Origin of the sequence: Pseudomonas sp. RIT-PI-AD, assembly GCF_025642785.1 — a bacterium.
In the GTDB taxonomy this organism is placed as follows: Bacteria; Pseudomonadota; Gammaproteobacteria; order Pseudomonadales; family Pseudomonadaceae; genus Pseudomonas_T.
In genome coordinates this window covers 101,770-125,940 of the sequence record NZ_JANZKU010000006.1, presented here as the reverse complement: position 1 = coordinate 125,940, position 24,171 = coordinate 101,770, and the positions used below count along the sequence as shown (strand labels likewise).

The 24,171-nt window shown below is 64.4% G+C and carries 25 protein-coding genes and 1 other RNA gene; 8 read left to right on the top strand and 18 right to left on the bottom strand.

The annotated features are described in order from the left end of the window. Position 1 precedes the first annotated feature (1 nt). From mraZ to rsmI, 3 genes are all read right to left on the bottom strand, one after another. Entirely contained in the window at positions 2-457 is a 456-nt protein-coding gene (gene mraZ, locus OGL92_RS07585; protein ID WP_263142341.1) for a division/cell wall cluster transcriptional repressor MraZ, read from the bottom strand. Between the two features lie 301 nt (positions 458-758). Further along, positions 759-1,116: RNase P RNA component class A (gene rnpB / locus OGL92_RS07580), an RNA gene on the bottom strand. Positions 1,117-1,156: 40 nt separating this feature from the next. After that, on the bottom strand, positions 1,157-2,029 hold the full coding sequence (gene rsmI, locus OGL92_RS07575) for a 16S rRNA (cytidine(1402)-2'-O)-methyltransferase (protein WP_263142339.1): 873 nt from the start codon (positions 2,027-2,029) through the stop codon (positions 1,157-1,159). Positions 2,030-2,148: 119 nt separating this feature from the next. On the opposite strand from rsmI, the gene OGL92_RS07570 reads away from it, so the two are divergent. The 4 genes from OGL92_RS07570 to OGL92_RS07555 are packed head-to-tail and all read left to right on the top strand — an operon-like array spanning position 2,149 to position 5,439. Beyond that, positions 2,149-3,915, top strand: coding sequence for a penicillin-binding protein activator (locus OGL92_RS07570; RefSeq protein WP_263142337.1), 1,767 nt, complete (start codon positions 2,149-2,151; stop codon positions 3,913-3,915). Further along, complete coding sequence (locus OGL92_RS07565) at positions 3,912-4,280, top strand: YraN family protein (RefSeq protein WP_263142336.1); 369 nt, start codon at positions 3,912-3,914, stop codon at positions 4,278-4,280. Before OGL92_RS07570 ends, OGL92_RS07565 begins: the two co-directional genes overlap by 4 nt. A gap of 32 nt (positions 4,281-4,312) precedes the next feature. Further along, positions 4,313-4,906, top strand: a complete 594-nt coding sequence (locus OGL92_RS07560; protein WP_263142334.1) for a phosphoheptose isomerase — start codon at positions 4,313-4,315, stop codon at positions 4,904-4,906. After that, positions 4,903-5,439, top strand: coding sequence for a BON domain-containing protein (locus tag OGL92_RS07555; protein WP_263142328.1), 537 nt, complete (start codon positions 4,903-4,905; stop codon positions 5,437-5,439). Before OGL92_RS07560 ends, OGL92_RS07555 begins: the two co-directional genes overlap by 4 nt. Positions 5,440-5,537: 98 nt before the next feature. Here OGL92_RS07555 and OGL92_RS07550 read toward each other — a convergent pair whose 3' ends face one another. The 7 genes from OGL92_RS07550 to rplM all read right to left on the bottom strand — a co-directional run bounded on the left by OGL92_RS07550 (position 5,538) and on the right by rplM (position 10,345). Continuing rightward, positions 5,538-5,954 carry a ClpXP protease specificity-enhancing factor gene (locus OGL92_RS07550; protein ID WP_263142326.1) on the bottom strand — a complete coding sequence of 139 codons (417 nt, stop codon included), beginning with the start codon at positions 5,952-5,954 and terminating at the stop codon, positions 5,538-5,540. A 10-nt stretch (positions 5,955-5,964) separates the two neighbouring features. Next, positions 5,965-6,582, bottom strand: coding sequence for a glutathione S-transferase N-terminal domain-containing protein (locus OGL92_RS07545; protein WP_263142324.1), 618 nt, complete (start codon positions 6,580-6,582; stop codon positions 5,965-5,967). Between the two features lie 90 nt (positions 6,583-6,672). Then, positions 6,673-7,452 (bottom strand): cytochrome c1, encoded by a 780-nt coding sequence (locus OGL92_RS07540; RefSeq protein WP_263142323.1) that lies wholly within the window; start codon positions 7,450-7,452, stop codon positions 6,673-6,675. Beyond that, positions 7,452-8,663 (bottom strand): cytochrome bc complex cytochrome b subunit, encoded by a 1,212-nt coding sequence (locus tag OGL92_RS07535; protein WP_263142322.1) that lies wholly within the window; start codon positions 8,661-8,663, stop codon positions 7,452-7,454. Before OGL92_RS07535 ends, OGL92_RS07540 begins: the two co-directional genes overlap by 1 nt. Continuing rightward, positions 8,663-9,256 (bottom strand): ubiquinol-cytochrome c reductase iron-sulfur subunit, encoded by a 594-nt coding sequence (gene petA, locus OGL92_RS07530; protein WP_263142321.1) that lies wholly within the window; start codon positions 9,254-9,256, stop codon positions 8,663-8,665. Before petA ends, OGL92_RS07535 begins: the two co-directional genes overlap by 1 nt. A gap of 253 nt (positions 9,257-9,509) precedes the next feature. After that, positions 9,510-9,902, bottom strand: a complete 393-nt coding sequence (rpsI, locus tag OGL92_RS07525; protein ID WP_263142319.1) for a 30S ribosomal protein S9 — start codon at positions 9,900-9,902, stop codon at positions 9,510-9,512. 14 nt (positions 9,903-9,916) lie between these two features. Continuing rightward, complete coding sequence (gene rplM, locus OGL92_RS07520) at positions 9,917-10,345, bottom strand: 50S ribosomal protein L13 (RefSeq protein WP_263142317.1); 429 nt, start codon at positions 10,343-10,345, stop codon at positions 9,917-9,919. Positions 10,346-10,687: 342 nt separating this feature from the next. Between rplM and OGL92_RS07515 the strand changes: the two genes are divergently transcribed. Further along, a complete protein-coding gene (locus OGL92_RS07515) occupies positions 10,688-11,725 on the top strand; it encodes an NADP(H)-dependent aldo-keto reductase (RefSeq protein ID WP_263142316.1) in 1,038 nt (345 codons plus the stop codon). A gap of 34 nt (positions 11,726-11,759) precedes the next feature. Here the strand turns inward: OGL92_RS07515 and nfi are convergent, their stop codons facing one another. Continuing rightward, positions 11,760-12,470, bottom strand: coding sequence for a deoxyribonuclease V (nfi, locus tag OGL92_RS07510; RefSeq protein ID WP_263142313.1), 711 nt, complete (start codon positions 12,468-12,470; stop codon positions 11,760-11,762). 233 nt (positions 12,471-12,703) lie between these two features. Beyond that, positions 12,704-13,843 (bottom strand): acyl-CoA dehydrogenase family protein, encoded by a 1,140-nt coding sequence (locus OGL92_RS07505; RefSeq protein ID WP_263142310.1) that lies wholly within the window; start codon positions 13,841-13,843, stop codon positions 12,704-12,706. A gap of 237 nt (positions 13,844-14,080) precedes the next feature. Here OGL92_RS07505 and OGL92_RS07500 point away from each other — a divergent pair, with 237 nt between their 5' ends. Beyond that, positions 14,081-14,980: a GlxA family transcriptional regulator gene (locus OGL92_RS07500; RefSeq protein ID WP_263142579.1), complete on the top strand. Its 900-nt coding sequence runs from the start codon at positions 14,081-14,083 to the stop codon at positions 14,978-14,980. A gap of 111 nt (positions 14,981-15,091) precedes the next feature. On the opposite strand, the gene zapE is transcribed toward OGL92_RS07500, so the two are convergent. The 3 genes from zapE to OGL92_RS07485 form a co-directional block, all read right to left on the bottom strand. After that, complete coding sequence (zapE, locus tag OGL92_RS07495; RefSeq protein ID WP_263142306.1) at positions 15,092-16,186, bottom strand: cell division protein ZapE; 1,095 nt, start codon at positions 16,184-16,186, stop codon at positions 15,092-15,094. Between the two features lie 125 nt (positions 16,187-16,311). Then, the gene (locus tag OGL92_RS07490) at positions 16,312-17,652 is read right to left on the bottom strand and encodes a tryptophan--tRNA ligase (RefSeq protein ID WP_263142305.1); all 1,341 of its coding nucleotides are present in this window, start codon (positions 17,650-17,652) and stop codon (positions 16,312-16,314) included. 21 nt (positions 17,653-17,673) lie between these two features. Beyond that, on the bottom strand, positions 17,674-18,303 hold the full coding sequence (locus tag OGL92_RS07485; RefSeq protein ID WP_263142577.1) for a thioesterase domain-containing protein: 630 nt from the start codon (positions 18,301-18,303) through the stop codon (positions 17,674-17,676). Positions 18,304-18,526: 223 nt separating this feature from the next. Here OGL92_RS07485 and OGL92_RS07480 point away from each other — a divergent pair, with 223 nt between their 5' ends. Continuing rightward, positions 18,527-18,970 carry a DUF1043 family protein gene (locus tag OGL92_RS07480; RefSeq protein WP_263142304.1) on the top strand — a complete coding sequence of 148 codons (444 nt, stop codon included), beginning with the start codon at positions 18,527-18,529 and terminating at the stop codon, positions 18,968-18,970. A gap of 67 nt (positions 18,971-19,037) precedes the next feature. On the opposite strand, the gene cysN is transcribed toward OGL92_RS07480, so the two are convergent. The 3 genes from cysN to OGL92_RS07465 all read right to left on the bottom strand — a co-directional run bounded on the left by cysN (position 19,038) and on the right by OGL92_RS07465 (position 22,773). After that, the gene (gene cysN / locus OGL92_RS07475) at positions 19,038-20,933 is read right to left on the bottom strand and encodes a sulfate adenylyltransferase subunit CysN (RefSeq protein ID WP_263142302.1); all 1,896 of its coding nucleotides are present in this window, start codon (positions 20,931-20,933) and stop codon (positions 19,038-19,040) included. A 12-nt stretch (positions 20,934-20,945) separates the two neighbouring features. After that, positions 20,946-21,863 carry a sulfate adenylyltransferase subunit CysD gene (gene cysD, locus OGL92_RS07470; protein WP_263142300.1) on the bottom strand — a complete coding sequence of 306 codons (918 nt, stop codon included), beginning with the start codon at positions 21,861-21,863 and terminating at the stop codon, positions 20,946-20,948. 151 nt (positions 21,864-22,014) lie between these two features. After that, complete coding sequence (locus OGL92_RS07465) at positions 22,015-22,773, bottom strand: Nif3-like dinuclear metal center hexameric protein (protein ID WP_263142299.1); 759 nt, start codon at positions 22,771-22,773, stop codon at positions 22,015-22,017. Positions 22,774-22,884: 111 nt separating this feature from the next. Here OGL92_RS07465 and algW point away from each other — a divergent pair, with 111 nt between their 5' ends. Continuing rightward, positions 22,885-24,033, top strand: a complete 1,149-nt coding sequence (gene algW / locus OGL92_RS07460; protein WP_263142297.1) for a Do family serine endopeptidase AlgW — start codon at positions 22,885-22,887, stop codon at positions 24,031-24,033. The last annotated feature ends 138 nt before the right edge of the window (positions 24,034-24,171 follow it).

Genomic DNA, 24,171 nt, shown 5'->3' with positions numbered 1-24,171 from the left:
GTCACAGGATCAAGTCACGCAGTTCATCCGGCAGGCCACCGGGTTGTTGAATCGCAGCCAGGTCCGCCTCGGCGACGACATTCCAGCTCGCTTCGTCCCACAATTGGAACTTGTTCAGTTGGCCGACCAGCATCGCGTGCTTGTCCAGCTTGGCGTACTCGCGCAAACGCGGCGGCACCAAGATGCGGCCGCTGCCATCCAGCTCCAGATCCACCGCATTGCCGATCAGCAAACGCTGCAGGCGACGGCTCTCTTCGCGAAGGGAAGGCAATTCACGCAACTTGGCTTCGATGAGCTCCCATTCCGGGAGCGGGTAGATACTCAGGCAGGGGTCGATGGCGTCGATGGTTACGATGAGCTGGCCAGCGCAACGCGAAACGAGCTCGTCACGATACCGACTCGGCATCGCGAGGCGCCCTTTGGCGTCGAGACTGATAGCGTTAGCTCCGCGAAACAAGGCTGCGCATCCCCTGGTGATTGGCTATCCGTGCCCTGAAATATCCACTTCATCCCACTTTCTGCCACTTCCGCACACTATAGGAATGCGCCTACCCCACCGTCAAGGCGCGGAAAAAGCGAAAAACCCTTACGGGACGGCGATTTAGCGGCGTTTACAGGGAATTGGCGGGGCTTTGACGCAAGCTGGAACGTATAAAAACAAAGCAATTCAAGAAGCTATTGCTTGAACTTAAAGTGCTTTCTCAGCTTTAAGACTTTTTAGATATGAGAAGGGGTGCGAATGAAGCGGGGAAGAAGAGGTGGAGAGTCGGTCTGTAAGCCGGGTTCTGTCGAGGACAGTCATTCCTCTACGACGGCCATCGCTGGACGCCTCTAGCAACCTACCCGGATCCAACGCGGGCCACGTCTAGGATCCCTATTTGGTCTTGCTCCGAGTGGGGTTTACCTAGCCACGAACTGTTGCCAGTCGCGCGGTGCGCTCTTACCGCACCTTTTCACCCTTACCGGCGCCGAAGCGCTTAGGCGGTTATTTTCTGTGGCACTTTCCGTAGGCTCACGCCTCCCAGGCGTTACCTGGCACTCCGCCCTATGGAGCCCGGACTTTCCTCCCTCGCGCTTCGCGGAACGAAACGCAACGGCGACTGTCCGACCGACTCTCCGCCGCCAAGAGTACCCACAGGCGACCGGAAGAACAAGCTCAAGTATCCGCGTGGCGGTCCAGCGCGGCCTGGTACAGCAGATTCTTGCGTACGCCGGTGATCTCGGCCGCCAGTGCCGCCGCACGCTTGAGCGGCAGTTCGGCGAGCAGCAGATCCAATACGCGTAGGGCCTCCGCGCTCAAAGCCTCCTCGCCCTCCGGTGCTTGCCAGCCCGCCACCAACAGCACGCACTCGCCGCGCTGCTGGTTGCTGTCGGCGGCGACCCAGTCGATCAGTTCGGCAAGCGGCGCGCCCTTGAGCGTCTCGAACGTCTTGGTCAGTTCCCGCGCCAGCACCGCCTGGCGCTCGTCGCCGAACACCGCGCGTAAATCGCCCAGGCAATCCAGCAGCCGGTGGGGCGCCTCGTAGAAGATCAGGGTCCGCGGTTCTTCCTTTATATGCTCCAGGCGAGCCCGCCGGGCCGTGGCCTTGGCCGGCAGGAAGCCTTCGAAGATGAACCGATCCGAAGGCAGTCCCGCCGCGGAAAGTGCCGCGACCAGCGCGCAGGCGCCGGGAACCGGCACCACCCTGACGCCGGCGGCGCGCACCTGCCGCACCAGATGGAACCCGGGGTCCGAGATCAGCGGGGTGCCCGCATCCGAAACCAGAGCGACATCGTCGCCCGCCTGCAACCGCGCCAGGATGCGGCCGCCCTGTTCGCGCTCGTTGTGATCGTGGCAGGCGATCAGGGGCGTCTCGATACCGAAGTGTTGCAACAGCCGCACCGAATGCCGGGTGTCCTCGGCGGCCACCAGCGCGGCGTCGCGGAGAATGCGCAGAGCGCGGGCACTGATGTCGTCCAGGTTGCCGATGGGCGTCGCCACGACATACAACGTGCCCGTTACGCTGGCCGAAACACTGGAGACAGTCACTGCGGATTCCTCAAAAGCGAAAGCGCGCATTGTAGCCCGTTTCACACCAGCGACATCGCACCCACGGCGGGGCTTGGGTACAATCCCCGCTCATTTGCTCAAGCACCGGGAACGCTTACATGATCGCTTGCCTGCGTCCGCTCTTCGCTCTCAGCCTCGCCGGCCTGCTGGTCGCCTGCGTCAGCTCGCCCTCGTCCAACCTCGGGGAACTGCCGCGCACTCCACAGGCCAGCATCGAGCAATTGCTGCAGCAAGCCGACCAGAGCAAGCCCGAACAAGCCAACCTGCTCAGGCTTTCGGCAGCCGATCAGGCCTATCGCCAGCAGGACTTCGCCCGGGCCACGCGCATCCTCGAGTCCATCAAACTGGAGACCCTCAAGCCCGCCCAGCAAGTCTTCGCCAGCACCCTCGCCGCGGAACTGGCGCTGGCGCGCAAGGAGCCCAAGTCGGCACTGAAAGCCCTCAGTCATCCCAGCCTCGAACGGCTCGCCGAACTCCCCGTCGAGCAGCAGGTTCGCACCCAGCTGACCCGCGCCCAAGCCCTCGAAGCCGACGACCAGCCCCTGCCAGCGGCCCGGGAACGGGTGTTCATCGCACCCTTGTTGTCCGGCGACGCGGCCAAGGCGAACCATGAAGCCATCTGGAAGCTGGTGTCCTCGCTACCTAAAGACCAACTGCAGACCGCCGACGAGGCCGACCTCGCGGGCTGGCTGGAACTGGCACGCATCAGCAAGGACGCCGCGACGCTCGAACAGCAACAAACCGCCATAGACGAATGGCGCAAGCGCAATCCGCAGCATCCGGCGTCGCTGCAATTGCCACAGTCGCTGGTCAAGCTCAAGGAGTTGGCCAGTCAGCCGCTGACCAAGATCGCCCTGTTGCTGCCCCAGGAAGGCCAGCTGGCCGGCGTAGCCCGCGCCCTGCGCGACGGTTTCCTCGCCGCGCAATACCAGGCGCGCCAGGCGGGACAGAACCCTCCGGCGATCGAGCTGTACGACAGTTCGCGCATCGCCTCGCTGGACGACTTCTATAAACAGGCCCAGGCCGCCGGCGCACAACTGGTGGTCGGCCCCCTGGAAAAACCCTTGGTCAAACAACTGGGTGACCGCCCGCAATTGCCCATCACCACACTGGCGCTGAACTACAGCGATGCCGGCCAAAAAGGCCCCGCACAGCTCTTCCAGTTCGGCCTGGCCGCGGAAGACGAAGCCCGCGAAGTGGCACGGCGCGCCTGGGCGGACGGCATGCGCAGCGCGGTCGCGCTGGTGCCGCGCGGGGAATGGGGCGACCGCGTGCTGGCGGCTTTCCAGCAGAGCTGGCAAGCGGATGGCGGTACCCTGCTCGGCGCGGCGCGCATCGATCAGCCCGTGCAGTTGGCCCAGCAGATCGCCGACCTGTTCCAGGTGCGTCAGAGCGCGGCCGAGCCCGCCCGCCGGCAGGATATCGACTTCATCTTCCTCGCCGCGACGCCCCAGCAGGCGCAACAGATCAAGCCGACCCTGGCGTTCCAGTACGCGGGCGACGTCCCGGTGTATGCCACCTCCCATGTGTTCAGCGGCAGCAACGATCGCGCGCAATACAACGACCTCAACGGCATCCGCTTTTGCGAAACGCCCTGGCTGCTGAACGTGGACGATCCCTTGCGTCAGCAGGTGAGCGGGCAATGGCCACAAGCGGGCGGCAGTTTCGGTCGTCTCTATGCGATGGGGGTCGACGCCTTCCGCCTGGCGCCTCGCCTGACCCAGCTCAAGGCCTTGCCGGAAAGCTCGGTCGAGGGCCTGTCCGGCACCCTCAGCCTGAACCCCGCGCAGCGCATCGAGCGCCGCCTGCCCTGGGCGGAATTCCGCGACGGCCAGGTGCAGCGTCTGCCCGACAGCGGCCTTTGAGCGAACGCCAGGACAGCGGCCAGGCCGCCGAAGCCCTCGCCTGCGAACACTTGCTCGCCCAGGGCATGCGGCTGGTCGCGAAGAACTGGCGGAGCCGCCTGGGCGAGCTCGATCTGGTCATGCTTCATGGCGATACAGTAGTATTCGTCGAGGTCCGCTATCGGCGGCACGCCGCCTGGGGCGGGGCTCTGGAAAGCGTCGACGCCCGCAAGCGCGCCAAGCTGACCCGCGCCGCCCAGCAGTTCCTCCAGCAGGAAAACCGCTGGGCCAAATGCCCGTGCCGTTTCGATGTAGTGGCCGTCAGCCCCGGCGGCGGCCAACTGCCCCCGCGCTTGGACTGGATTCAGAACGCATTCGATACCTGAATCCCACCAGCGCCACACTGAAGGTCGTAACCATGGACATGCAAACCCGTATCCTCCAGCACTTCCAGGCCAGCATCGACACCAAGCAGCAAGCCATGGAAGTCCTCGCGCCGCACATCGAGCAGGGCAGCCTGGCGATGGTCAACGCGCTGCTCAACGAGGGCAAGATCCTCTCCTGCGGCAACGGCGGCTCGGCCGGCGACGCGCAGCATTTTTCCTCGGAACTGCTGAACCGCTTCGAGCGCGAACGCCCCAGCCTGCCGGCCGTGGCCCTGACCACCGACACCTCCACCCTCACCTCGATCGCCAACGACTACAGCTACAACGAAGTCTTCTCCAAGCAGATCAGGGCATTGGGGCAACCCGGCGACGTCCTGCTGGCGATCTCCACCAGCGGCAACTCGGCCAACGTGATCCAGGCCATCCAGGCCGCCCACGATCGCGAGATGGTGGTGGTGGCCCTAACCGGCCGCGACGGAGGAGGCATGGCCTCGCTGCTGCTGCCGGAAGACGTGGAAATCCGCGTACCGGCCAAAGTGACCGCACGCATCCAGGAGGTCCACTTGCTGACCATCCATTGCCTGTGCGACTTGATCGACCGTCAATTGTTTGGGAGTGAAGAATGACCCGTTCCCCGCTGATCCTCGCCTGCCTGGCCGCCAGCCTCATCCTCGGCGGCTGCGGCTCGCGCACCGTGGGCAAATCGATAGACGACCAGTTCACCCCGTCGAAAGTGAGCGCGAAGATCGCGCAGACCAACGCCGACCTCAAGACCAACTCGCACATCGTCGTCGCCAGCTACAACGGCGTCGTACTGCTCGCCGGCCAGACCCCCAGCGCCGAGCTGAAGAATCAGGCCGAGCAGGCCGCGCGCTCGGTAGCGGGGGTGAAGAAGCTGTACAACGAGCTGCAGGTGATGTCGCCCTCCTCCGTATCCAGCCTGGCACGCATGAATGACGGCACCATCACCAGCAAGATCAGGACCCAGATGTTCGCCGACGGCAACATCCCGAGTTCGCGGATCAAGGTCGTCACCGAGAACGGCCTGGTCTTCCTCCTGGGCCTGGTGAGCCATCAGGAAGCCGACCTGGCCACCCGGGTGGTGCAGGAAACCGCGGGCGTGCAGAAGATCGTCAAGCTCTTCGAATACACGAACTGAAGAGAAAGCCGCCGAGGTGACCAGGCGCGCCCCGGCTGGACGAATGCCTCGATCAGGCTTAACCCGGGGTCATGCGGAAACGCATGACCCCGCGGCATTCATTTGACGACCTTGAGGCTCGGGCGACCGCTCGGCCGCGGAGGCTCGCCGCCGCCGGAAGGACCGTCGTCGTCCGGCCCAGACGGCTCGTCTTCTCCCGCCACCGGCGGCTCCAGGTCGAAGACCATGCCCTGGCCGTTCTCCCGTGCGTAGATGGCCATCAAGGCAGCGGTGGGAATGTACAGGCTGTGGGCGACTCCACCGAAGCGACCCTCGAAGCTGACCGCCTCGTTATCCATCTGCAAGTGGCGCACGGCGCTGGGCGAAACGTTCAGCACGATCTGCCCGTCGCTGGCGAAACCCGGCGGCACGCGGACGCCCGCATGCTCGGCATTCACCAGCAGATGCGGCGTGCAGTTGTTATCGACGATCCACTCGTAGAGTGCGCGGACCAGATAGGGACGGCTGGAATTCATCGCAGACTCCTCAACGCATGGCGCGCTCGACACCCGACAGGCTGACCTGGAAGGTGCCGCGCGCGAAATTGCGCTCCATGTAATCGAGCAAGGGCTTGGCCGGACGGGGCAATTCGATGCCCAACTGCGGCAATCGCCAGAGGATGGGCAGCAGGCAGCAATCCACCAGGCTGAAGTCCTCGCTCAGGAAAAACGGTTTATCGGCGAACAGGGGCGATACGCCCGTCAGGCTTTCGCGCAACTCCTTGCGTGCCTGCGCCCGGATCGCCTCCTTGCTGCGGGGATCGAGTATGCGCTCCACCTGGGAACACCAGTCACGCTGGATGCGGTGCATCAGCAGGCGACTGTTCGAACGCGAGACCGGATAGGCCGGCATCAGGGGCGGATGCGGGTAGCGCTCGTCGAGATACTCCATCACCACCGTCGACTCGTACAGCACCAGGTCGCGATCCGCCAGGGTCGGCAGGGTGCCATAGGGGTTCAGCTCGGCGAGCACGGAGGGGCACTGGCCAGCTTTGACCTCGATGATCTCGGCGACCACCGCTTTTTCCGCCAGAACCAAGCGGACTCGGTGGCTGTACTGATCGGCCGGATCGGAAAAACAGGTCAGCTTGTTGATGGTGCCCATGAGGCTCCTCCGCGCAGTTTCGACTTTTGGGAGGCAGAAAGACGCGCGCGCCCCGTGGGGCGCGCGCTACGAACGGCCAGATGCTTCAGCTCAGTGCACGTCCTTCCAGTATTCGCGCTTGAGCAGGTAAGCGAACACGAAGAAGAAGGCCAGGTACAGCAGCACGTAAGTACCGATGCGTTGGCTCTCCAATTTGACCGGGTTGGCCGAGTAGGACAGGAAGGTCACCAGGTTCTTGACCTTCTCGTTGAACTGCTCCTCGGTCAGGCTGCCGGTTTTCGGCACGATGGTCAGTTGGTCGCACGCCTCGTGGGTCAACGGGGCGCCGGTCAGCGGATCATATTGTTTCTTGCCATCCTCCACGACCTGGATCTGCTTGCAGCCGATGACCTGGCGACCCTGGAGGCCCACCAGCACGTTCGGCATGCCGACGTTCGGGAACATCTTGTTGTTGACGCCCCATGGCCGCTTGGAATCTTCATAGAAGGTCCGCAGGTAGGTGTAGAGCCAATCCGCGCCGCGCACCCGGGCGACCAGAGTCAGATCCGGCGGCGCGGCACCGAACCAGGTCTTGGCGTCCTGAGGCTGCATCCCGATTGACATGTGGTCGCCGATCTTGGCGCCAGTGAAAACCAGGTTGTTCAGCATCAGCTCTTCGGAAATACCCAGGTCATGGGCGACGCGCTCGTAGCGCTGGAACTTGGCACTGTGGCAGCCCATGCAGTAGTTGGCGAACGTACGGGCGCCATCCTGCATGGCGGCCTTGTCGGTCAGGTCGATATCGACCGAGTCCGGATGGAAGCCTTCGCTGTTGGCGAATCCCAGAACCGGCAGAAGCGCGAGAACAAGTGCAGCAAATTGCTTTTTCATCAGCCAGTCACCCTTTCCGGAACCGGTTTGGTCTTTTCCATCCTGGTGTAGAAAGGCATCAGGAGGAAATAAGCGAAATACAGACAGGTGCAGATCCGCGAAACCAGCGTTCGCTCATCGGTCGGTGCCAGCACGCCCAGCACGCCGAGGATCACGAAGGAGATGCAGAACACCAGCAGCCAGACCTTGCTCAGCCAGCCCTTGTAACGCATCGATTTGACCGGGCTGCGATCCAGCCACGGCAGCACGAAGAGCACCGCGATCGCCGCGCCCATGGCGATCACGCCCATCAGCTTGTCCGGCACCGCGCGCAGAATCGCGTAGAAGGGGGTGAAGTACCACACCGGCGCGATGTGCTCGGGCGTTTTGAACGAGTTCGCCACTTCGAAGTTAGGTTTCTCCAGGAAATAGCCGCCCATTTCCGGGAAGAAGAACACCACGGCACAGAAGACGAAGAGGAAAACCACGACGCCGACAATGTCCTTGACGGTGTAGTACGGGTGGAACGCGATGCCATCCAGCGGCACGCCGTTCTCGTCCTTGAATTTCTTGATGTCGACGCCGTCCGGGTTGTTCGAACCGACTTCATGCAACGCCAGGATGTGCAGCACGACCAGCCCGAGCAGCACGATGGGCAAGGCGATCACATGCAGGGCGAAGAAGCGGTTCAGGGTGATGCCGGAGATCAGGTAGTCGCCGCGAATCCATTGGGTCAGGTCGCCGCCGATGACCGGGATGGCCCCGAACAGCGAGATGATCACCTGCGCACCCCAGTAGGACATCTGGCCCCAAGGTAACAGGTAGCCCATGAAGGCCTCGGCCATCAGCGCCAGGTAGATCAGCATGCCGAAGATCCACACCAGCTCGCGCGGCTTCTGGTAGGAACCGTAGAGCAGGCCGCGGAACATGTGCAGGTAGACCACGATGAAGAACGCGGATGCGCCGGTGGAGTGCAGGTAGCGGATGATCCAGCCGAATTCCACGTCACGCATGATGTATTCGACGGAGGCGAACGCCTCTTCGGCGGACGGCGTGAAGCTCATGGTCAACCAGATCCCGGTCAGGATCTGGTTCACCAGGACCAGCAGCGCCAGGGAGCCGAAGAAATAGAAGAAGTTGAAGTTTCTCGGAGCGTAATACTTGCTCAGATGGTCTTCCCACATCTTGGTCGCGGGGAAGCGCGCATCGACCCAATTCATGAACTTGCTCATCAGGCCTTCTCCTGGTCCACGCCGACGACGATGATGTCATCCGACTCATACGAGTGCGGCGGTACCGGCAGATTCAAGGGTGCCGGCTGCGACTTGTAGACGCGTCCGGCCAGATCGTAGCGGGAACCGTGGCAAGGGCAGAAATACCCTCCGACCCACTGCGCGCCCAGGTCGGCAGGCGCCACTTCCGGACGGAAGGAAGGCGAGCAGCCAAGGTGGGTGCAGATGCCGACCAACACCAGGATCTCCGGCTTGATCGAACGACTCTTGGGATCCACGTAAGTGGGCTGCACCGAAGCCTTGGACTCGGGGTCCGCCACCTGGCCGGCGATCTTTTCCAGGTTGCCCAGGATTTCCTGCGTACGGCGCACGATGAACACCGGCTGACCGCGCCACTCGGCCACCATCTGCTGGCCCGGTTCGATCTTGCCGATATTCACTTTCACGGGCGCACCCGCGGCCTTGGCCTTCGCACTGGGAAACCACGATCCCACGAAGGGGACCGCAGCACCCACCGCTCCTGCAGCACCCACCACGGACGTGGCTGCTACGAGGAAGCGACGCCGGCCTGCATTCACGCCGTCATTGCTCATTCAGTCGTCTCCCATCAGCTTTTGTGGCCTGTTGTTCAGGCCTCTACTAAGTAAAAATCTAGCCACGCAAAAAATTCGCCAAATGGTAAAGAAAACCCCCTTTCCTGACAAGGTAATAGCCGGATACAAATCCGCTGAAACCCTTGATGAATCGGGGATTCGGCCGTGCGACACGCTGTCGCACACGTCTTTTACAGGCAAAAAAAAACGTCCAGATCCCGAAGGATACTGGACGTTTTGGGACCAGCGCCGATCAGCGCTTGGAGTATTGCGGACGCTTACGCGCTTTACGCAGACCGACTTTCTTACGCTCGACTTCGCGGGCATCGCGAGTCACGTAGCCGGCTTTACGCAGCGAGCTGCGCAGGGTCTCGTCGTAGTCGATCAGTGCACGGGTGATACCGTGACGGATGGCTCCGGCCTGACCGCTGACACCACCACCGAGAACGGTGACGAAGATGTCGAACTTCTCCAGGGTCTCGGTCAGCTCCAGCGGCTGGCGCACGACCATGCGAGCGGTTTCGCGACCGAAGAACTGATCCAGGGTGCGATTGTTGATGGAGATCTTGCCAGTGCCCGGACGCAGGAAAACGCGTGCGGTGGAAGTCTTACGACGGCCAGTGCCGTAGTTTTGAGTCGCCGACATAATCAACTATCCCGTTAAATCTTGAGTTCTTGGGGTTGCTGAGCGGTGTGGGGGTGAGCAGCACCCTTGTACACTTTCAGCTTGCGATACATGTCGCGACCCAGAGGGTTCTTCGGCAGCATGCCCTTGACCGCAGTCTCGATCACGCGCTCGGGGGCCTTGGCGATCAGCTTCTCGAAGTTGATCTCTTTGATACCGCCCGGGAAACCGGAGTGCGAGTAGTACATCTTGTCGGTAGTCTTGGCACCGGTCACGCGCACTTGCTCGGCGTTGATCACGACGATGTAATCGCCAGTGTCGACATGCGGAGTGTACTCGGGCTTGTGCTTGCCGCGCAGACGGCTCGCGATCTCGGTGGCCAGACGACCCAGGGTCTGACCGGCAGCGTCGACGACATACCAGTCGCGCTTAACGGTTTCCGGTTTTGCAGTAAAAGTCTTCATTCGCTATAGCCTCAGGGGCCGCCCTGAAAATAAGACGGCGGATCTTACTGAATAGTGCTTGCCTTGACAAGGTCAAGACGGCCGGAAACAGACGCTGTCGGGGGCTCGGGTCAGCGCGTCCGCTACGGCAGGGGTTCGGCAGGCTAGGCATCCCCACCTTCCTTCTGCGACGAGCTAGGCATCCCCATCGAGAAAGCCGCGGAATTATGCCCATTTCAGGGGAAATAGCAACCCGATTTTCCCTTGTCGCTCCACCGAGCCGGCGTCGCTGCGGCTTTTTCGCTAAGCTTGCGGGCCTCTGGCCTGCGGGCTCAGCGCCTTTCCACGAACGAGGAGAACCCTATGGAATTTCGCCAACTGGACGGAACCGAGATTCGCGTCAGTGCCCTCTGCCTGGGCACCATGACCTGGGGCGAGCAGAACGACCAGGCCGACGCCTTCGCCCAGATCGACTGCGCCAAGGCCCACGGGGTCAACTTCATCGACACTGCGGAGATGTACCCGGTGCCACCCAAGGCGGAGACCTACGCCAGTACCGAACGCATCATCGGCGACTATTTCCGCCAGCGCGGCGACCGCGCCGACTGGGTCCTGGCCAGCAAGATCGCCGGGCCGGGCAACGGTATCGATTACATCCGCGGCGGCCACTTGCGCCACGACCGGGCGAATATCGCCGCGGCCGTGGATGCCAGCCTGCAACGCCTGCAGACCGACTGGATCGACCTCTACCAGTTGCATTGGCCGGAACGCAGCACCAACTTCTTCGGCCAACTCGGCTATCGCCACAAGGAAGAGACCTTCACTGCCCTGGAAGATACCCTCGATGCCCTGGACGAGCAGGTTCGCGCCGGCAAGATCCGCCACGTCGGCCTGTCCAACGAAACGCCCTGGGGCACGATGAAGTTCCTGCAGTTGGCGGAAAGCCGTGGCTGGCCGAGGGCCGTCTCGATCCAGAACCCCTACAACCTGCTCAACCGCAGCTTCGAGGTAGGCCTGGCGGAAATCGCCATTCGCGAAGGCTGTGGGTTGCTGGCCTATTCGCCCCTGGCGTTCGGCATGCTTTCGGGCAAATACGAGAATGGTGCGCGCCCCGCGCAGGGCCGGATCACCCGTTTCTCCCGCTTCACCCGCTATACCAACCCGCAAGCGGAAGCGGCCTGCTCGCGCTACGTCGCCCTGGCCCGCGAGCATGGCCTGGACCCGGCGCAGATGGCGCTGGCCTTCGTCACCTCGCGCCCCTTCGTCACCAGCAACATCATCGGCGCGACCACCCTCGAGCAACTGGAGAGCAACCTCGCCAGCGCCCGCCTCACCCTGAGCGACGAACTGCTCGGCGCACTCGACGAGATCCACCGGCAGCAACCCAACCCCGCACCCTGACGAGCGGAGAGACCGCCCAGGCTTTGCCGCCCGACTAGGCGAACAGGTCCGGCGTGCCCTCCCCGGGCAACGCTGGCATCTCGCCACGGCGCGAGGCCAGGCGATCCGCCAGGCGCGTCGGCTCCGGCAGGCGGTAGCCCCTGCCACAGGCCAGGACCAGCTCCGCCGCGGTTTCCAGGCTGACCCGGTGACCGGGCGAAACGATCAATGGATTGACCTTGTCCCTGCTGCGCAACACCCAGCCGATGGTTTCGCCGTTGTGCACCAAGGGCACCCGCGCGCCTCGCTGCAAGGGCAATTCGGCATGCTCGCCGACGAGGATTTTCTTCGCCACGCCGATGGTGGGCAGGCCGGTGACCACGCCCAGGTGCGACGCGATGCCGAGGCGCCGCGGGTGGGCGATGCCTTGGCCGTCGCAATAGATCAGGTCGGGCACCTGGGGCAGCTCGCGCACTACCTGCAGCAGCGCGGGCAGTTCGCGAAACGATAGGAGGCCCGGGACGTAGGGCATGCTGGTGGGAATGCGCGCCACGCTATGGGCCAGTGGCGCCAGGGTGACGGCGTCGAGCAACACCGCGGCCGCCAGGGTCACCTGGCCGCCCTCCTCGAAGCCGACATCGACGCCCGCCACCACGCGCAGTGGCGGGAAATCGTCCAGCAGGCTCACCCGCTTCGCCAGCGTGCGTTGCAGTTGGCGCGCCTGGGACACGGAGCCGTCCCAATCCTCGAATGGGCTATCAGCCATCGGTCCGTCCTTTTCCATGCAGGGAACAGGTAGACCGACAGCGTGGAAGCAAGGTTCGCCCCGCTGGACGTCGCGCGATGGCGGAGCGATACCCTCGACCCCGACAGGCGTGACGGCGCCTGATCGCCGGCGCGCCCTATCCCGGCGCCCGTCGAGTGCGCCAGGGCGGCTCCGAGAAACGATGGATGGCCCGGGCGCGACGGTTCCGAGCGGATGCGCTCCGGTACGTCGACCTAGATCAGCGAACGCGCGATGATTTCCTTCATGATCTCGTTGGTGCCGGCGTAGATGCGCTGCACCCGTGCATCCGCCCAGGCGCGCGCCACCGGGTACTCCCACATGAAGCCGTAGCCGCCATGCAGTTGCACGCACTCGTCGAGGACCTTGCATTGCAGGTCGGTGCTCCAGTACTTGAGCATCGCGGCGGTGGGCACGTCGAGCTGGCCCTGGACGTGCAGCTCGAGGCAACGGTCGATGAATACCCGGCCGATCTGCACCTCGCTGGCGATCTCGGCCAGCTTGAAACGGGTGTTCTGGAACTCCGCGATGGCCTTGCCGAAGGCCTTGCGTTCGCGGGTGTAGTCCAGGGTCCAGCGCAGGGCCGCCTCGGCCGAAGCCAAGGCGCCGATGCCGACGGTGAGGCGCTCCTGCGGCAGCTCCTGCATCAGGTAAGCGAAGCCGGCACCGGCCTGGCCGAGCAGGTTCTCCTTGGGTACGCGCACGTCCTGGAAAAACAGTTCGGCGGTGTCCTGGGCCTTCATGCCGACCTTTTCCAATCGCTTGCCCTTGGCGAACCCGGGGGTGCCGGCCTCCACCAGGAACAGGCTGGTGCCCTTGGCGCCCGCCTTGGGGTCGGTCTTGGCGACCACGATCACCAGGTTGGCGAGCAGGCCGTTGGTGATGAAGGTCTTGGAACCGTTGATCACGTAGTGATCGCCATCCAGCACGGCCGTGGTCTTCACGCCTTGCAGATCAGAACCGGCGCCCGGTTCGGTCATCGCGATGGCGGTGATCGCATCGCCACTGGCCATGCGCGGCAGGTAGCGCCGCTTCTGCGCCTCCGAGCCGTAGTGGAGGATATAGGGCGCAACGATGTCCGAATGCAGCGAGAAGCCGATGCCGGTCAATCCCAGGCGGCCGATCTCCTCGATCACCACCGCGCTGTAGAGGAAGTCGGCCCCCATGCCGCCGTACGCCTCGGGCACGTGAGAACAGAGCAGACCCGCCTCGCCGGCCTTGCGCCACAGCTCGCGATCCACATGACCGTCCTTTTCCCACTGGGCGTGATGAGGAACCGCTTCCTGCTCGAGGAATTTCCGCACGCTGTCGCGAAAGAGTTCATGGTCGGAGCCGAACACCGTTCTGGGGATCATGGTTTCACCTGGGTCTGGGGAGCGAGTGGGAGGCGGGTTTCGACTGTAGGCCAGAACCCCGCCGCCCCACACTGGACAGTCAGGACAAAAAATAAGACGATCCCGCCACGGATTGACCGCTTTCCCCTATAAGAACAAGACATGACTCTTCAGATAGCCCCGCTCCGCCGGGTCAGCATCCTCGCCACCGAGGGCGTGTTCGCCTCCACGCTGATGCAGGCCAAGGACTTCTTCCACATGGCCAGCCTGCGCCACGGGAAACTCCAGGGCCTCGGCCTGACGCCTTCGTTCGTGACCCGCCTGGTCAGCCCGGACGGCGAACCGGTGCGCAGCTTCAGCGACGTCCGCATCCCCGTGGACGGCGCGCTGGACGAAGCCGACGTGATCATCCTGCCGGCCTTCTGGGACGACTTCGACGCGCTGAGCGCGCGCCACCCGCAGGTGTTCGACTGGCTGCGCGCCCACCACGCCGCCGGCGGCACCATCTGCGGCGAGGCCACCGGGGTCTTCTGGATGGCCGGCGCCGGGCTGCTGGACGGCAAGGAGGCGACCACCTATTGGCGCTTCTTCCGCGAGTTCGCCGAGCGCTTCCCGCAGGTCCTGCTGAACACCGAGAAGCACCTGTCGGACGCCGACAACCTGTACTGCGCGGGCGGCGTCACCTCGGCCTGCGACCTGTACATCTACCTGATCGAACGCTTCTGCGGCGCCGACGTCGCCCAGGCGGTGGCCAGGGACATCCTCCACGAGGTGCAGCGCAGCTACACGCCGGGGCGCATCGGCTTCGGTGGGCAGAAACTGCACCGGGACCTGACCATCCTGCAGATCCAACACTGGCTCGAAGAACATTTCGCCGAAAAATTCCGCTTCGAGGACGTGGCCCGCGACCACGGCATGAGCATCCGCAACTTCATGCGCCGCTTCCAGGCGGCCACCGGCGACAAGCCGTTGCACTACCTGCAACGGCTGCGCATCGAGACCGCCAAGGGACTGCTCTCTGCGACCCGCAAGAGCATCAAGACCATCAGCTACGAGGTCGGCTACGACGATGCGAGTTTCTTCGCACGGCTGTTCCGCCAGCACACCGGCCTGTCGCCGAACCCCTATCGGCACCAGTTCCAGCACAAGGTCGAGTGAGGGCAGGAACGCCACGGCCTGAGGGGCGGGGTCGCCACGGCGCGGAAGACGCGCCGGCACCGGGCCGGATGTCGCGGCGCGGGACGCGTAAAGTCCCGCGGGGCGTTTCGATCAGGGACGATGGGCGCGCGAGAGGAATTCGTGGGACTGCATTTCCAGCAGGCGGCTGAGGGTGCGCTGGAACTCGAACTCCAGGCGACCGCCGGTATAGAGATCCTTCAGTTCCACCTCGGCGGACAGGATCAGCTTGACGTTACGGTCGTAGAACTCATCCACCAGGTTGATGAAACGCCGCGCCATGTCGTCCTTGGAGGCGTTCATCTGCTCGACGCCGGAAATCAGCACCGCGTGGAAGATCTTCGCCAGCTCGATGTAGTCGTTCTGGCTGCGCGGGCCGTCGCAGAGCTCGCGGAATTCGAACCAGGCGACGTCGTCGCAGGTGCGGCGGGCACGGATTTCGCGGTTCTCGATGGTCAGCACATCGTTTTCCGACGCCTGGGTGCAGTCCGGGGTCAGCGCCTTGAAACTCTTGCGCAGGCTGTCCTCGGCGTTCTGGTCGAGCGGCCAGTGGTACAACTGCGCCTGCTCCAAGTGGCGCAAGCGGTAGTCGACGCCGCTGTCGACGTTGACCACCTCGGTGTGTTCCTTGAGCAGGGCGATCGCCGGCAGGAAGCGCGCGCGTTGCAGGCCGTCCTTGTACAGGCCGTCGGGAACGATGTTGGAGGTGGCCACCAGGCTCACGCCGTTGGCGAACAGTTCCTCCAGCAGGGTGGCGAGGATCATCGCGTCGGTGATGTCGGAGACGAAGAATTCGTCGAAGCAGATCACCCGCGCCTCGTCGGCGAAACGTTTGCCGATGATGGTCAGGGGGTTCTTCTCGCCCTTGAGGGTTTTCATTTCCTCGTGGACGCGCTTCATGAAGCGGTGGAAGTGGGTACGGACCTTTTCCTTGATGGGCAAGGATTCGAAGAAGGTGTCCACCAAGTAGGTCTTGCCGCGGCCGACCCCACCCCAGAAATACAGGCCCTTGACCGGTCGCTGCGGCTTGCCGCCGAACAGCTTGCCGAACAGGCCGGGCTTGTGCCGGTCATTGTGAACCAGGTCGTCGTACAAGCGTTGCAGATGGCGGACGGCGTTCTCTTGCGCGGCATCGCGGAAGAAGTCCGGGCGTTGAAGATCGGCCTGATAGCGTTCTAGGGGGGTCATATCGATAGCAAGGCAACGAAAACGGGGCGGTCACTTTAGCGACGGCCCCGCAGATTGGCAATCGACCCGCAGGCCGGGAGGCGGCGGCGAAGGCCCTCGCCCGCCGCCGCATCAGGTACAGCGCCTCAGGCGCCCAAGGCGTCGCGCAAGCGCTGGATGGCCGACTCGCGGCTTTCGGCGTCGGCGAACTCCGGGCTCCGGGCGACGCATTCGTCGTCCAGCCACAGGCCGAAACTCTGGCCCTGCTCGCGCAGGTCGAGGCTCTCGCCACTCTGCAGGCGCTTGCTCGCCTGGCCGGCCGCCTTGCCGTCGGCGAAGCCCTTGGAGAGCAGCAATTGCTCGCCCGCTGCATCCAGCAGGCGGAAACGGAAGCTGCCGTCGTCCTCGCGGAAGCTGACGAAACGTGCGGTTTTCGCGGCCTTTTTCTTGTCCGTCGCGCCGGCCTGGACCTGGGCGCGGAAGGTGCGCAGGCCGACCGCCTCGCGTAGCTCGCCGAGGAAGGGCGTGGCGATGCGCCGGGCCTTTTCCGCACCGGCCAGGAGAATGTCCTCAAGGTCGGCGGGCTTTTCGATCAGGGCGTGATAGCGCTCGCGGGCCTCGCCCAATTCCGCGTCGAGCAACTCGAACAGGCGCTGCTTGGCCTCGCCCCAGCCGAGGCCGGCGAGCAGGTCGGCACGGAAGGTGGCCAGGTCGGCCGGGGTGGCGAAGGCCTGGTAGAGGGTGAACAGGTGCGACGCGTCCGGGTCCTTCGCCTCGCCGGGCAGCCTGGAGTCGGTGACGATACGGGCGACCGCGTCCTTGAGCTGCTTGGCGCTGCCGAACAGCGGAATGGTGTTGTCGTAGCTCTTCGACATCTTGCGGCCGTCCAGGCCCGGCAAAGTGGCGACATCCGCCTCGACCACCGCCTCGGGCAGGGTGAACAGTTCCCGACCCTGGCCGAACAGGTGGTTGAAGCGCTGGCCGATGTCGCGGGCCATTTCCACGTGCTGGATCTGGTCGCGCCCCACCGGCACCTTGTGGGCGTTGAACATGAGAATGTCCGCGGCCATCAGCACCGGGTAGCTGAACAGCCCCATGGTCACTCCGGCGTCCGGGTCCTCGCCGGCCTCGACGTTCTTGTCCACCGAGGCCTTGTAGGCGTGGGCGCGGTTGAGCAGCCCCTTGCCCGCCACGCAGGTGAGCAACCAGGTCAGCTCGGGGATTTCCGGAATGTCGGACTGCCGGTAGAAGGTCGCCTTGTTCACGTCCAACCCGCAGGCCAGCCAGGTGGCGGCGATTTCCAGCCGCGAACGCTGGATCCGCGCCGGGTCGTCGCATTTGATCAGGGCGTGGTAGTCGGCGAGGAAGTAGAACGAATCGGTGTCGGCGTTGCGGCTCGCGAGGATCGCCGGGCGGATCGCCCCCGCGTAGTTGCCGAGGTGGGGAGTGCCCGTGGTGGTGATGCCGGTGAGAATGCGCGTGGTCATGGTCTTCGCTTGTGGAAACGGTCAGAGACGGGGCAGGACCAGCTCTTTCAGGTCGGTCAGCTTGCCGTGAAAAAAGTGGCCGCATTCTGCCACTTTCAGCAGGGTATGGGGACGTTCGAGCGCCTCGGACCAGGCGAACACCTGGTTCGGGTCGATCACCTCGTCGTCCTCGGGCTGGATCAGCGTCAGCGGGCAACCTTCCGGCAGCGGGTGCTCGGCGCCCAGCCGCATGACCGCCGGCGCCACCATGAACAGTTGCGCGAGCGGAACACCCTGGCGCTCCAGGCGACCGCCGAGGCTGGCGGCGACGAACCCGCCGAAGGAAAAACCGAAAAGGGTCAGGGGCCGCTCGGGCCGCTGCCCGTGCAGCCAGCCGGCGACGGCTTCGGCGTCGTCGATTTCGCCGCTGCCCATGTCGCTGCTACCGGCGCTGGCGCCGACTCCCCGGTAGTTGAAGCGCAGCGTCGAGTAGCCGGCGTCGCGGGCGCAACGCTGCAGCATGGAGACCACTTTGTTCAGCATGGTGCCGCCCTGCACCGGGTTGGGATGGCAGATCAACGCCAGGCCACGGGGCTCGGGCGCCTCCAGGTAGAGGGCTTCCAGGGGACCGCTCGGGCCTTCCAGCATCAGGGGGGATTCGCGGGTGGACAACGGGAACTCCGTGACCTCGTACAGGGTCGACTCGTCTAGGTTGGGTGCGAGCGCTACCATTCGGGTTCGCTCGACGGATACCGCTTCCCACACGGGCGGAAAGGGTTGGCAGCGGGTTCGCCGCCTGGCGATTCCATCGCCGACCATCGAGGCTTGCATCGCGGTATACAGCGCGGTTTCGAGCCGTTAACGTAAAGCAAAGCCGCTTATAGAGGAAGGATTCGTGGAAGAGTCGCTCACGGCCTGGTTGTTACCGGCCCTCGCCCTGCTCGCCGGTCTCGCGATCGGTTTCCTGTTCGCCCGCCTGGTGCCCAAGGCCGCCCCGGGCCGCACCCAGCGCCAGCTGGACGACCTGCAGGAGCGCTTCGATAGCTACCAGAGCGAGGTGGTCACCCACTTCAACACCACCGCCAATCTGGTGAAGAAACTCACCCAAAGTTACCAGGACGTGCAGGAACACCTGTCCAGCGGCGTCGACCGCCTGGCCCTCGACGAACTGACCCGCCAGCGCCTGCTCGCCGCGCTGCATACCGAGGAGACTGGCAACGGCGTTCGCGAACGCCTGACCCCGCCGAAAGACCAGGAAGCCCCCAAAGACTACGCGCCGAAGGCCCCCAACGCCCCCGGCACCCTGGACAAGAGCTACGGCCTGAAAGGCAAGTACTGATCGGTCGCCGCTCCCCGCTATGAAAAAGCCCCGCCATGCGGGGCTTTTTCGTTTGCGGCCGATGCGCCTAGATCAACCCGCGACCGCGCAGCAGCTCCAGCACCTGCTTGACGCCCTCCTCCAGGCTGCCGGTCTGGGTGTCCACTACCAGGTCGGCATCCAGCGGCACGTCGTAGGGGAAGGACTCGCCGGGAATGTTATCGCCATTCGCCGCGTACAGCCCCTGGGGGTCACGTTCGCGGCATACCTGCGGCGACGCCTGCACGTAGACGGTGAGCATGCGTTCCTTGCCGATCAGCGCCTTGGCCTGCTGGCGTCCCTCCGCATCCGGGGCGACGAAGGCGGCCAGGGTGATGAGGCCGGCTTCGTTGAACTGGCGCGCCACCTGGGCGGCGCGGCGCCAGTTCTCGGTACGGCCGGCACGGTCCTGGGCCAGGCCCTTGTTCAGGTCGTGGCGCAGGTTCTGTCCGTCGAGCACATAGACCGCGCGGCCCATGTCGAACAGCTTGCGCTCCACCGCATAGGCCAGGGTGCTCTTGCCGGCCCCGGACAGGCCGCTGAACAGCACGGTCGCCGGTCGCTGGCCGAAGCGCGCCGCGCGCTCCTCGGTGGTGAGGTGGGCCGAGGCACCCGGCTGGCGCAGCGCCGCCGTCGCCGGCTCGGCGATGATCATCCCGGCGCCGACGGTGCCGTTGGTCAACCGGTCGACTACGATGAAGGCGCCGGTGGTGCGGTTGCTGTCGTAGCCGTCGAGCGCGATGGGTGCGTCCAGGCTCACCTTCACCCGGGCGATCTCGTTGAGCTGCAAGGCACTGGCGCTGGCATGCTCCAGGGTGTTCACGTCCACCTTGTGCAGGATGCTCGCGACGGTTCCCGGGATGTAGCTGGTGGCGCGCTTGATGTCGTATTTCTTGCCGGGCAGCAAGGGCTCCTCGGCCATCCAGACCAGCATCGCCTCGAAGGTGTCGTGGATCTGCGGACGGTTGCCGGCGTGGACCAGCATGTCGCCACGGGACACGTCGATTTCGTCTTCCAGGGTCAGGGTGATGGCCTGGCCGGGGCCGGCCTGCTCCAGCTCGCCCTCGAAGGTGACGATCGACTTGACCCGGCTGCCCTTGCCGGAGGGCAGGACCACCACCTCGTCGCCCTTGTGCACGACGCCACTGGCCAGGGTGCCGGCGAAGCCGCGGAAGTTCAGGTTCGGTCGGTTGACATACTGCACCGGGAAGCGCAGGTCGACCAGGTTGCGGTCGCCGGCGATTTCCACGGTCTCGAGGATCTCCATCAGCGACTGTCCGTGGTACCAGGGCGAGCGCTCGCTCTTGTTCACCACATTGTCGCCCTTGAGCGCGGACATGGGGACGAAGCGGATCGCGGCCGGATCGAGCGCGATCCGCTCGGCGAACTGCAGGTAGTCGGCCTTGATCGCCTCGAACACGCCTTGGTCGAAGTCCTTCAGGTCCATCTTGTTGACCGCGACGACGATGTGCTTGATGCCCAGCAGCGAGGCGATGAAGCTGTGCCGGCGGGTCTGGGTCTGCACACCGTAGCGGGCGTCGATCAGGATGATCGCCAGGTCGCAGGTGGACGCCCCAGTGGCCATGTTGCGGGTGTACTGCTCGTGGCCGGGGGTGTCGGCGATGATGAACTTGCGTTTGGCGGTGCTGAAATAGCGGTAGGCCACGTCGATGGTGATGCCCTGCTCCCGCTCGGCCTGCAGGCCGTCCACCAGCAGCGCCAGGTCGACGTCCTCGCCGGTGGTGCCGACCTTCTTCGAGTCGCGGGTGATGGCTTCGAGGTGATCCTCATAGATCATCTTCGAGTCGTGCAGCAGGCGCCCGATCAGGGTGCTCTTACCGTCATCGACGTTGCCGCAGGTAAGGAAGCGCAGCAGCTCTTTACGTTCGTGCTGGGCCAGGTAGGCGAGGATATCCTCGCTGATCAGTTCGGATTGGTGGCTCATGATGCGGAATCCTCAGAAATAGCCCTGGCGTTTCTTCTCTTCCATGGAGCCGGCGCCGTCGTGATCGATCACGCGACCCTGGCGCTCGGACGTCCGGGTCAGGAGCATTTCCTGGATGATGTCGGTGAGGCTGGTCGCCTCGGACTCCACCGCGCCGGTCAGCGGGTAACAGCCGAGGGTACGGAAGCGCACCGTTCTCTTCTGGATGCGGGCCTTCTCCTCGTCCGACAGGTGCTCGAGGATGCGCTCGTCGTCGATCATGATCAGCGTGCCGTTCTTCTCGATGACGTCGCGCTCGGCGGCGAAGTACAGCGGCACGATGGGGATCTGCTCCAGGTAGATGTATTGCCAGATGTCCAGCTCGGTCCAGTTGGAAAGGGGGAACACGCGGATCGACTCGCCCTTCTTCACCTTGCCGTTATAGAGGTTCCAGAGTTCCGGGCGCTGGTTCTTCGGGTCCCAGCGGTGCTTGCTGTCGCGGAAGGAATAGACCCGCTCCTTGGCCCGCGACTTCTCCTCGTCGCGCCGCGCGCCGCCGAAGGCGGCGTCGAAACCGTACTTGTCCAGGGCCTGCTTGAGGCCCTCGGTCTTCATGATGTCCGTGTGTTTGGCGCTGCCGTGGGTGAAGGGGTTGATGCCCTGGGCCACGCCGTCCGGATTGACGTGGACGATCAGGTCGAGGCCCAGCTCGGCGACCATCTTGTCGCGGAAGCGGTACATTTCCTGGAATTTCCACTGGGTATCCACGTGCATCACCGGAAACGGCAGCTTGCCCGGGAAGAAGGCCTTGCGCGCCAGGTGCAGCATCACGGCAGAGTCCTTGCCGATCGAGTAGAGCATCACCGGGTTGTCGAACTCGGCGGCCACCTCGCGGATGATGTGGATGCTTTCCGCCTCCAGCTGTTTCAGGTGGGTCATTTTATCGAGCATGGCGACTCACGTATTTCTCGTATCGAGAGCGTAGTGGACGGCCGGCGGGCCGTGGACGAACCGGCACTCTAGCACAGCGTCCTATTCTAATCAGGAAGCGGCTTAGATCGAAACGATCTAGATTTATAGCCCGTCATCGGCGCGATTCCGCTCAGATCGGATTCGGGCAATCGATGAACAAATGCTCGACGGCGAAGCGCCGCGCCAGGTAATCGCCCAGGGCCTGCACGCCATAGCGCTCGGTAGCGTGGTGGCCGGCGGCGATGAAGCTGATGCCGTTTTCCCGCGCGCTGTGGAAGGTCTGCTCGGAGGCCTCGCCGGTCAGGTACAGGTCCACCCCGGCCGCGATGGCGGTGTCGATGTAGCCCTGGCCGCCGCCGGTGCACCAGCCGATCCGCCGGATCAGCCCATCGCCCTCCACCAGCAATGGCTCGCGCCCCAATACGTCTTGCACGCGACGGGCGAAATCCCGCGGGCTGAGGGGCTCGGCGAGGGAGCCGATCAAGCCCACCGTGCGCGGGTCCCCGGGGTCAAGCGGCCCCTCGATGTCGATGTCCAACTGCCGCGCCAATTGCACGTTGTTGCCCACCTCGGGGTGCAGGTCCAGCGGCAGGTGATAGGCGAGCAGGCTGATGTCGTGGGTGAGCAATGTCCTCAGGCGCTTCTGCTTCATACCCAGGATGCAGGGGTTCTCGCCCTTCCAGAAATAGCCGTGGTGCACCAGCACCGCGTCGGCGTCCGCCTCCACCGCGGCATCCAGCAATGCCTGGCTGGCGGTGACCCCGCTGACGATGCGCCGTACCTGGGGCCGCCCCTCCACCTGCAACCCGTTCGGGCAGTAATCGGCGATGCGCGCGGCGTTCAGGTAGCGCTCGGCTTCTTCCACCAGGGTGGTCAGGGCAATGGCCATTTCGATCCTCACAAGCTGCTGTGGGCGGCTCCTTTATTGGACGGCGCCCTCGTATAATGGCGCACCTTAAGGGGCCTCCCGCGCCCCGGCAACCCTCCAGGATTTTCCAGAATGTTCAAGGCCCTGCGTTTCTTCGGCTGGCCCCTGCTGGTCGGCGTGCTGATCGCGCTGCTGATTATCGAACGCTTTCCCCAATGGGTCGGCCTGCCCCGCCAGGACGTCAACCTGAAGGTGGCACCGGACTACGACCAGGCCCGCCAGGGCCCCGCTTCCTATGCCGACGCGGTGAACCACGCCTCGCCGGCGGTGGCCAATCTCTATACCACCAAGGTGGTGAGCAAGCCGTCGCATCCGCTCTTCGAAGACCCGCAGTTCCGCAAGTTCTTCGGCGACAACCTGCCGCGCCAGCGCCGCATGGAGTCCAGCCTGGGGTCGGCGGTGATCATGAGCCCCGAAGGCTACCTGCTGACCAACAACCACGTGACCTCCGGCGCGGACCAGATCGTGGTGGCGCTCAAGGACGGCCGGGAAACCCTGGCGCGCCTGGTGGGCAGCGATCCGGAGACCGACCTGGCGGTGCTGAAGATCGACCTCGACAACCTGCCGGCCATCACCCTGGGCCACTCCGAGACCATCCAGATCGGCGACGTCGCCCTGGCCATCGGCAACCCTTTCGGGCTGCAGCAGACGGTGACCATGGGCATCATCAGCGCCACCGGGCGCAACCAACTCGGCCTCAATACCTACGAGGACTTCATCCAGACCGACGCGGCGATCAACCCGGGCAACTCGGGCGGCGCCCTGGTGGACGCCTACGGCAACCTGATCGGAATCAACACGGCGATCTTCTCCAAGTCGGGCGGCTCCCAGGGCATCGGCTTCGCCATCCCGACCAAGCTGGCCATGGACGTGATGAAGGCGATCATCGAGCACGGCCAGGTGATCCGCGGCTGGCTGGGCATCGAAGTGCAGCCGATGACCGCCGAACTGGCCGAATCCTTCGGGCTGCGCGATCGTGCCGGCATCGTGGTGGCCGGCATCTACCGCGACGGCCCCGCGCAACGCGCCGGGCTGCAACCGGGCGACATCATCCTGAACATCGCCGGCGAACAGGCGGGCGACGGCCGCCGCTCGATGAACCAGGTGGCGCGCACCAAGCCCGGCGAAAAGATCGATATCGAAATCCTGCGCAACGGCGAAAAACTCAAGTTGAGCGCCGAAGTGGGGATGCGCCCGCCCCCCAGCACCACGCCCAACTGAGCGCAGCGCCCGGCGCGCCGGGACGAACCGGAAGAAAAGAGGGAAGGGTCGGGTTCAGAGAGCCGGGCATCGCCGCTGACCAGGGGACGCCGCCCCGCAATCGGGCGGCCTCCGCCGGTGCTACTTGGCGCCGGAAGC

Excerpts from the sequence above, each read along its gene's own strand:
- cysD (WP_263142300.1), bottom strand. The coding sequence starts at position 21,863 with ATGCTCGATAAAATGACCCACCTGAAACAGCTGGAGGCGGAAAGCATC.
- OGL92_RS07500 (WP_263142579.1), top strand. The coding sequence starts at position 14,081 with ATGGCCAGCCTGCGCCACGGGAAACTCCAGGGCCTCGGCCTGACGCCT.
- rpsI (WP_263142319.1), bottom strand. The coding sequence starts at position 9,902 with ATGTCGGCGACTCAAAACTACGGCACTGGCCGTCGTAAGACTTCCACC.
- zapE (WP_263142306.1), bottom strand. The coding sequence starts at position 16,186 with ATGACCCCCCTAGAACGCTATCAGGCCGATCTTCAACGCCCGGACTTC.
- OGL92_RS07550 (WP_263142326.1), bottom strand. The coding sequence starts at position 5,954 with ATGAATTCCAGCCGTCCCTATCTGGTCCGCGCACTCTACGAGTGGATC.
- nfi (WP_263142313.1), bottom strand. The coding sequence starts at position 12,470 with ATGGCTGATAGCCCATTCGAGGATTGGGACGGCTCCGTGTCCCAGGCG.
- OGL92_RS07490 (WP_263142305.1), bottom strand. The coding sequence starts at position 17,652 with ATGACCACGCGCATTCTCACCGGCATCACCACCACGGGCACTCCCCAC.
- OGL92_RS07540 (WP_263142323.1), bottom strand. The coding sequence starts at position 7,452 with ATGAAAAAGCAATTTGCTGCACTTGTTCTCGCGCTTCTGCCGGTTCTG.
- cysN (WP_263142302.1), bottom strand. The coding sequence starts at position 20,933 with ATGAGCCACCAATCCGAACTGATCAGCGAGGATATCCTCGCCTACCTG.
- algW (WP_263142297.1), top strand. The coding sequence starts at position 22,885 with ATGTTCAAGGCCCTGCGTTTCTTCGGCTGGCCCCTGCTGGTCGGCGTG.
- OGL92_RS07535 (WP_263142322.1), bottom strand. The coding sequence starts at position 8,663 with ATGAGCAAGTTCATGAATTGGGTCGATGCGCGCTTCCCCGCGACCAAG.
- OGL92_RS07570 (WP_263142337.1), top strand. The coding sequence starts at position 2,149 with ATGATCGCTTGCCTGCGTCCGCTCTTCGCTCTCAGCCTCGCCGGCCTG.
- OGL92_RS07515 (WP_263142316.1), top strand. The coding sequence starts at position 10,688 with ATGGAATTTCGCCAACTGGACGGAACCGAGATTCGCGTCAGTGCCCTC.
- OGL92_RS07465 (WP_263142299.1), bottom strand. The coding sequence starts at position 22,773 with ATGGCCATTGCCCTGACCACCCTGGTGGAAGAAGCCGAGCGCTACCTG.
- OGL92_RS07555 (WP_263142328.1), top strand. The coding sequence starts at position 4,903 with ATGACCCGTTCCCCGCTGATCCTCGCCTGCCTGGCCGCCAGCCTCATC.
- petA (WP_263142321.1), bottom strand. The coding sequence starts at position 9,256 with ATGAGCAATGACGGCGTGAATGCAGGCCGGCGTCGCTTCCTCGTAGCA.
- rplM (WP_263142317.1), bottom strand. The coding sequence starts at position 10,345 with ATGAAGACTTTTACTGCAAAACCGGAAACCGTTAAGCGCGACTGGTAT.
- OGL92_RS07560 (WP_263142334.1), top strand. The coding sequence starts at position 4,313 with ATGGACATGCAAACCCGTATCCTCCAGCACTTCCAGGCCAGCATCGAC.
- OGL92_RS07505 (WP_263142310.1), bottom strand. The coding sequence starts at position 13,843 with ATGATCCCCAGAACGGTGTTCGGCTCCGACCATGAACTCTTTCGCGAC.
- OGL92_RS07545 (WP_263142324.1), bottom strand. The coding sequence starts at position 6,582 with ATGGGCACCATCAACAAGCTGACCTGTTTTTCCGATCCGGCCGATCAG.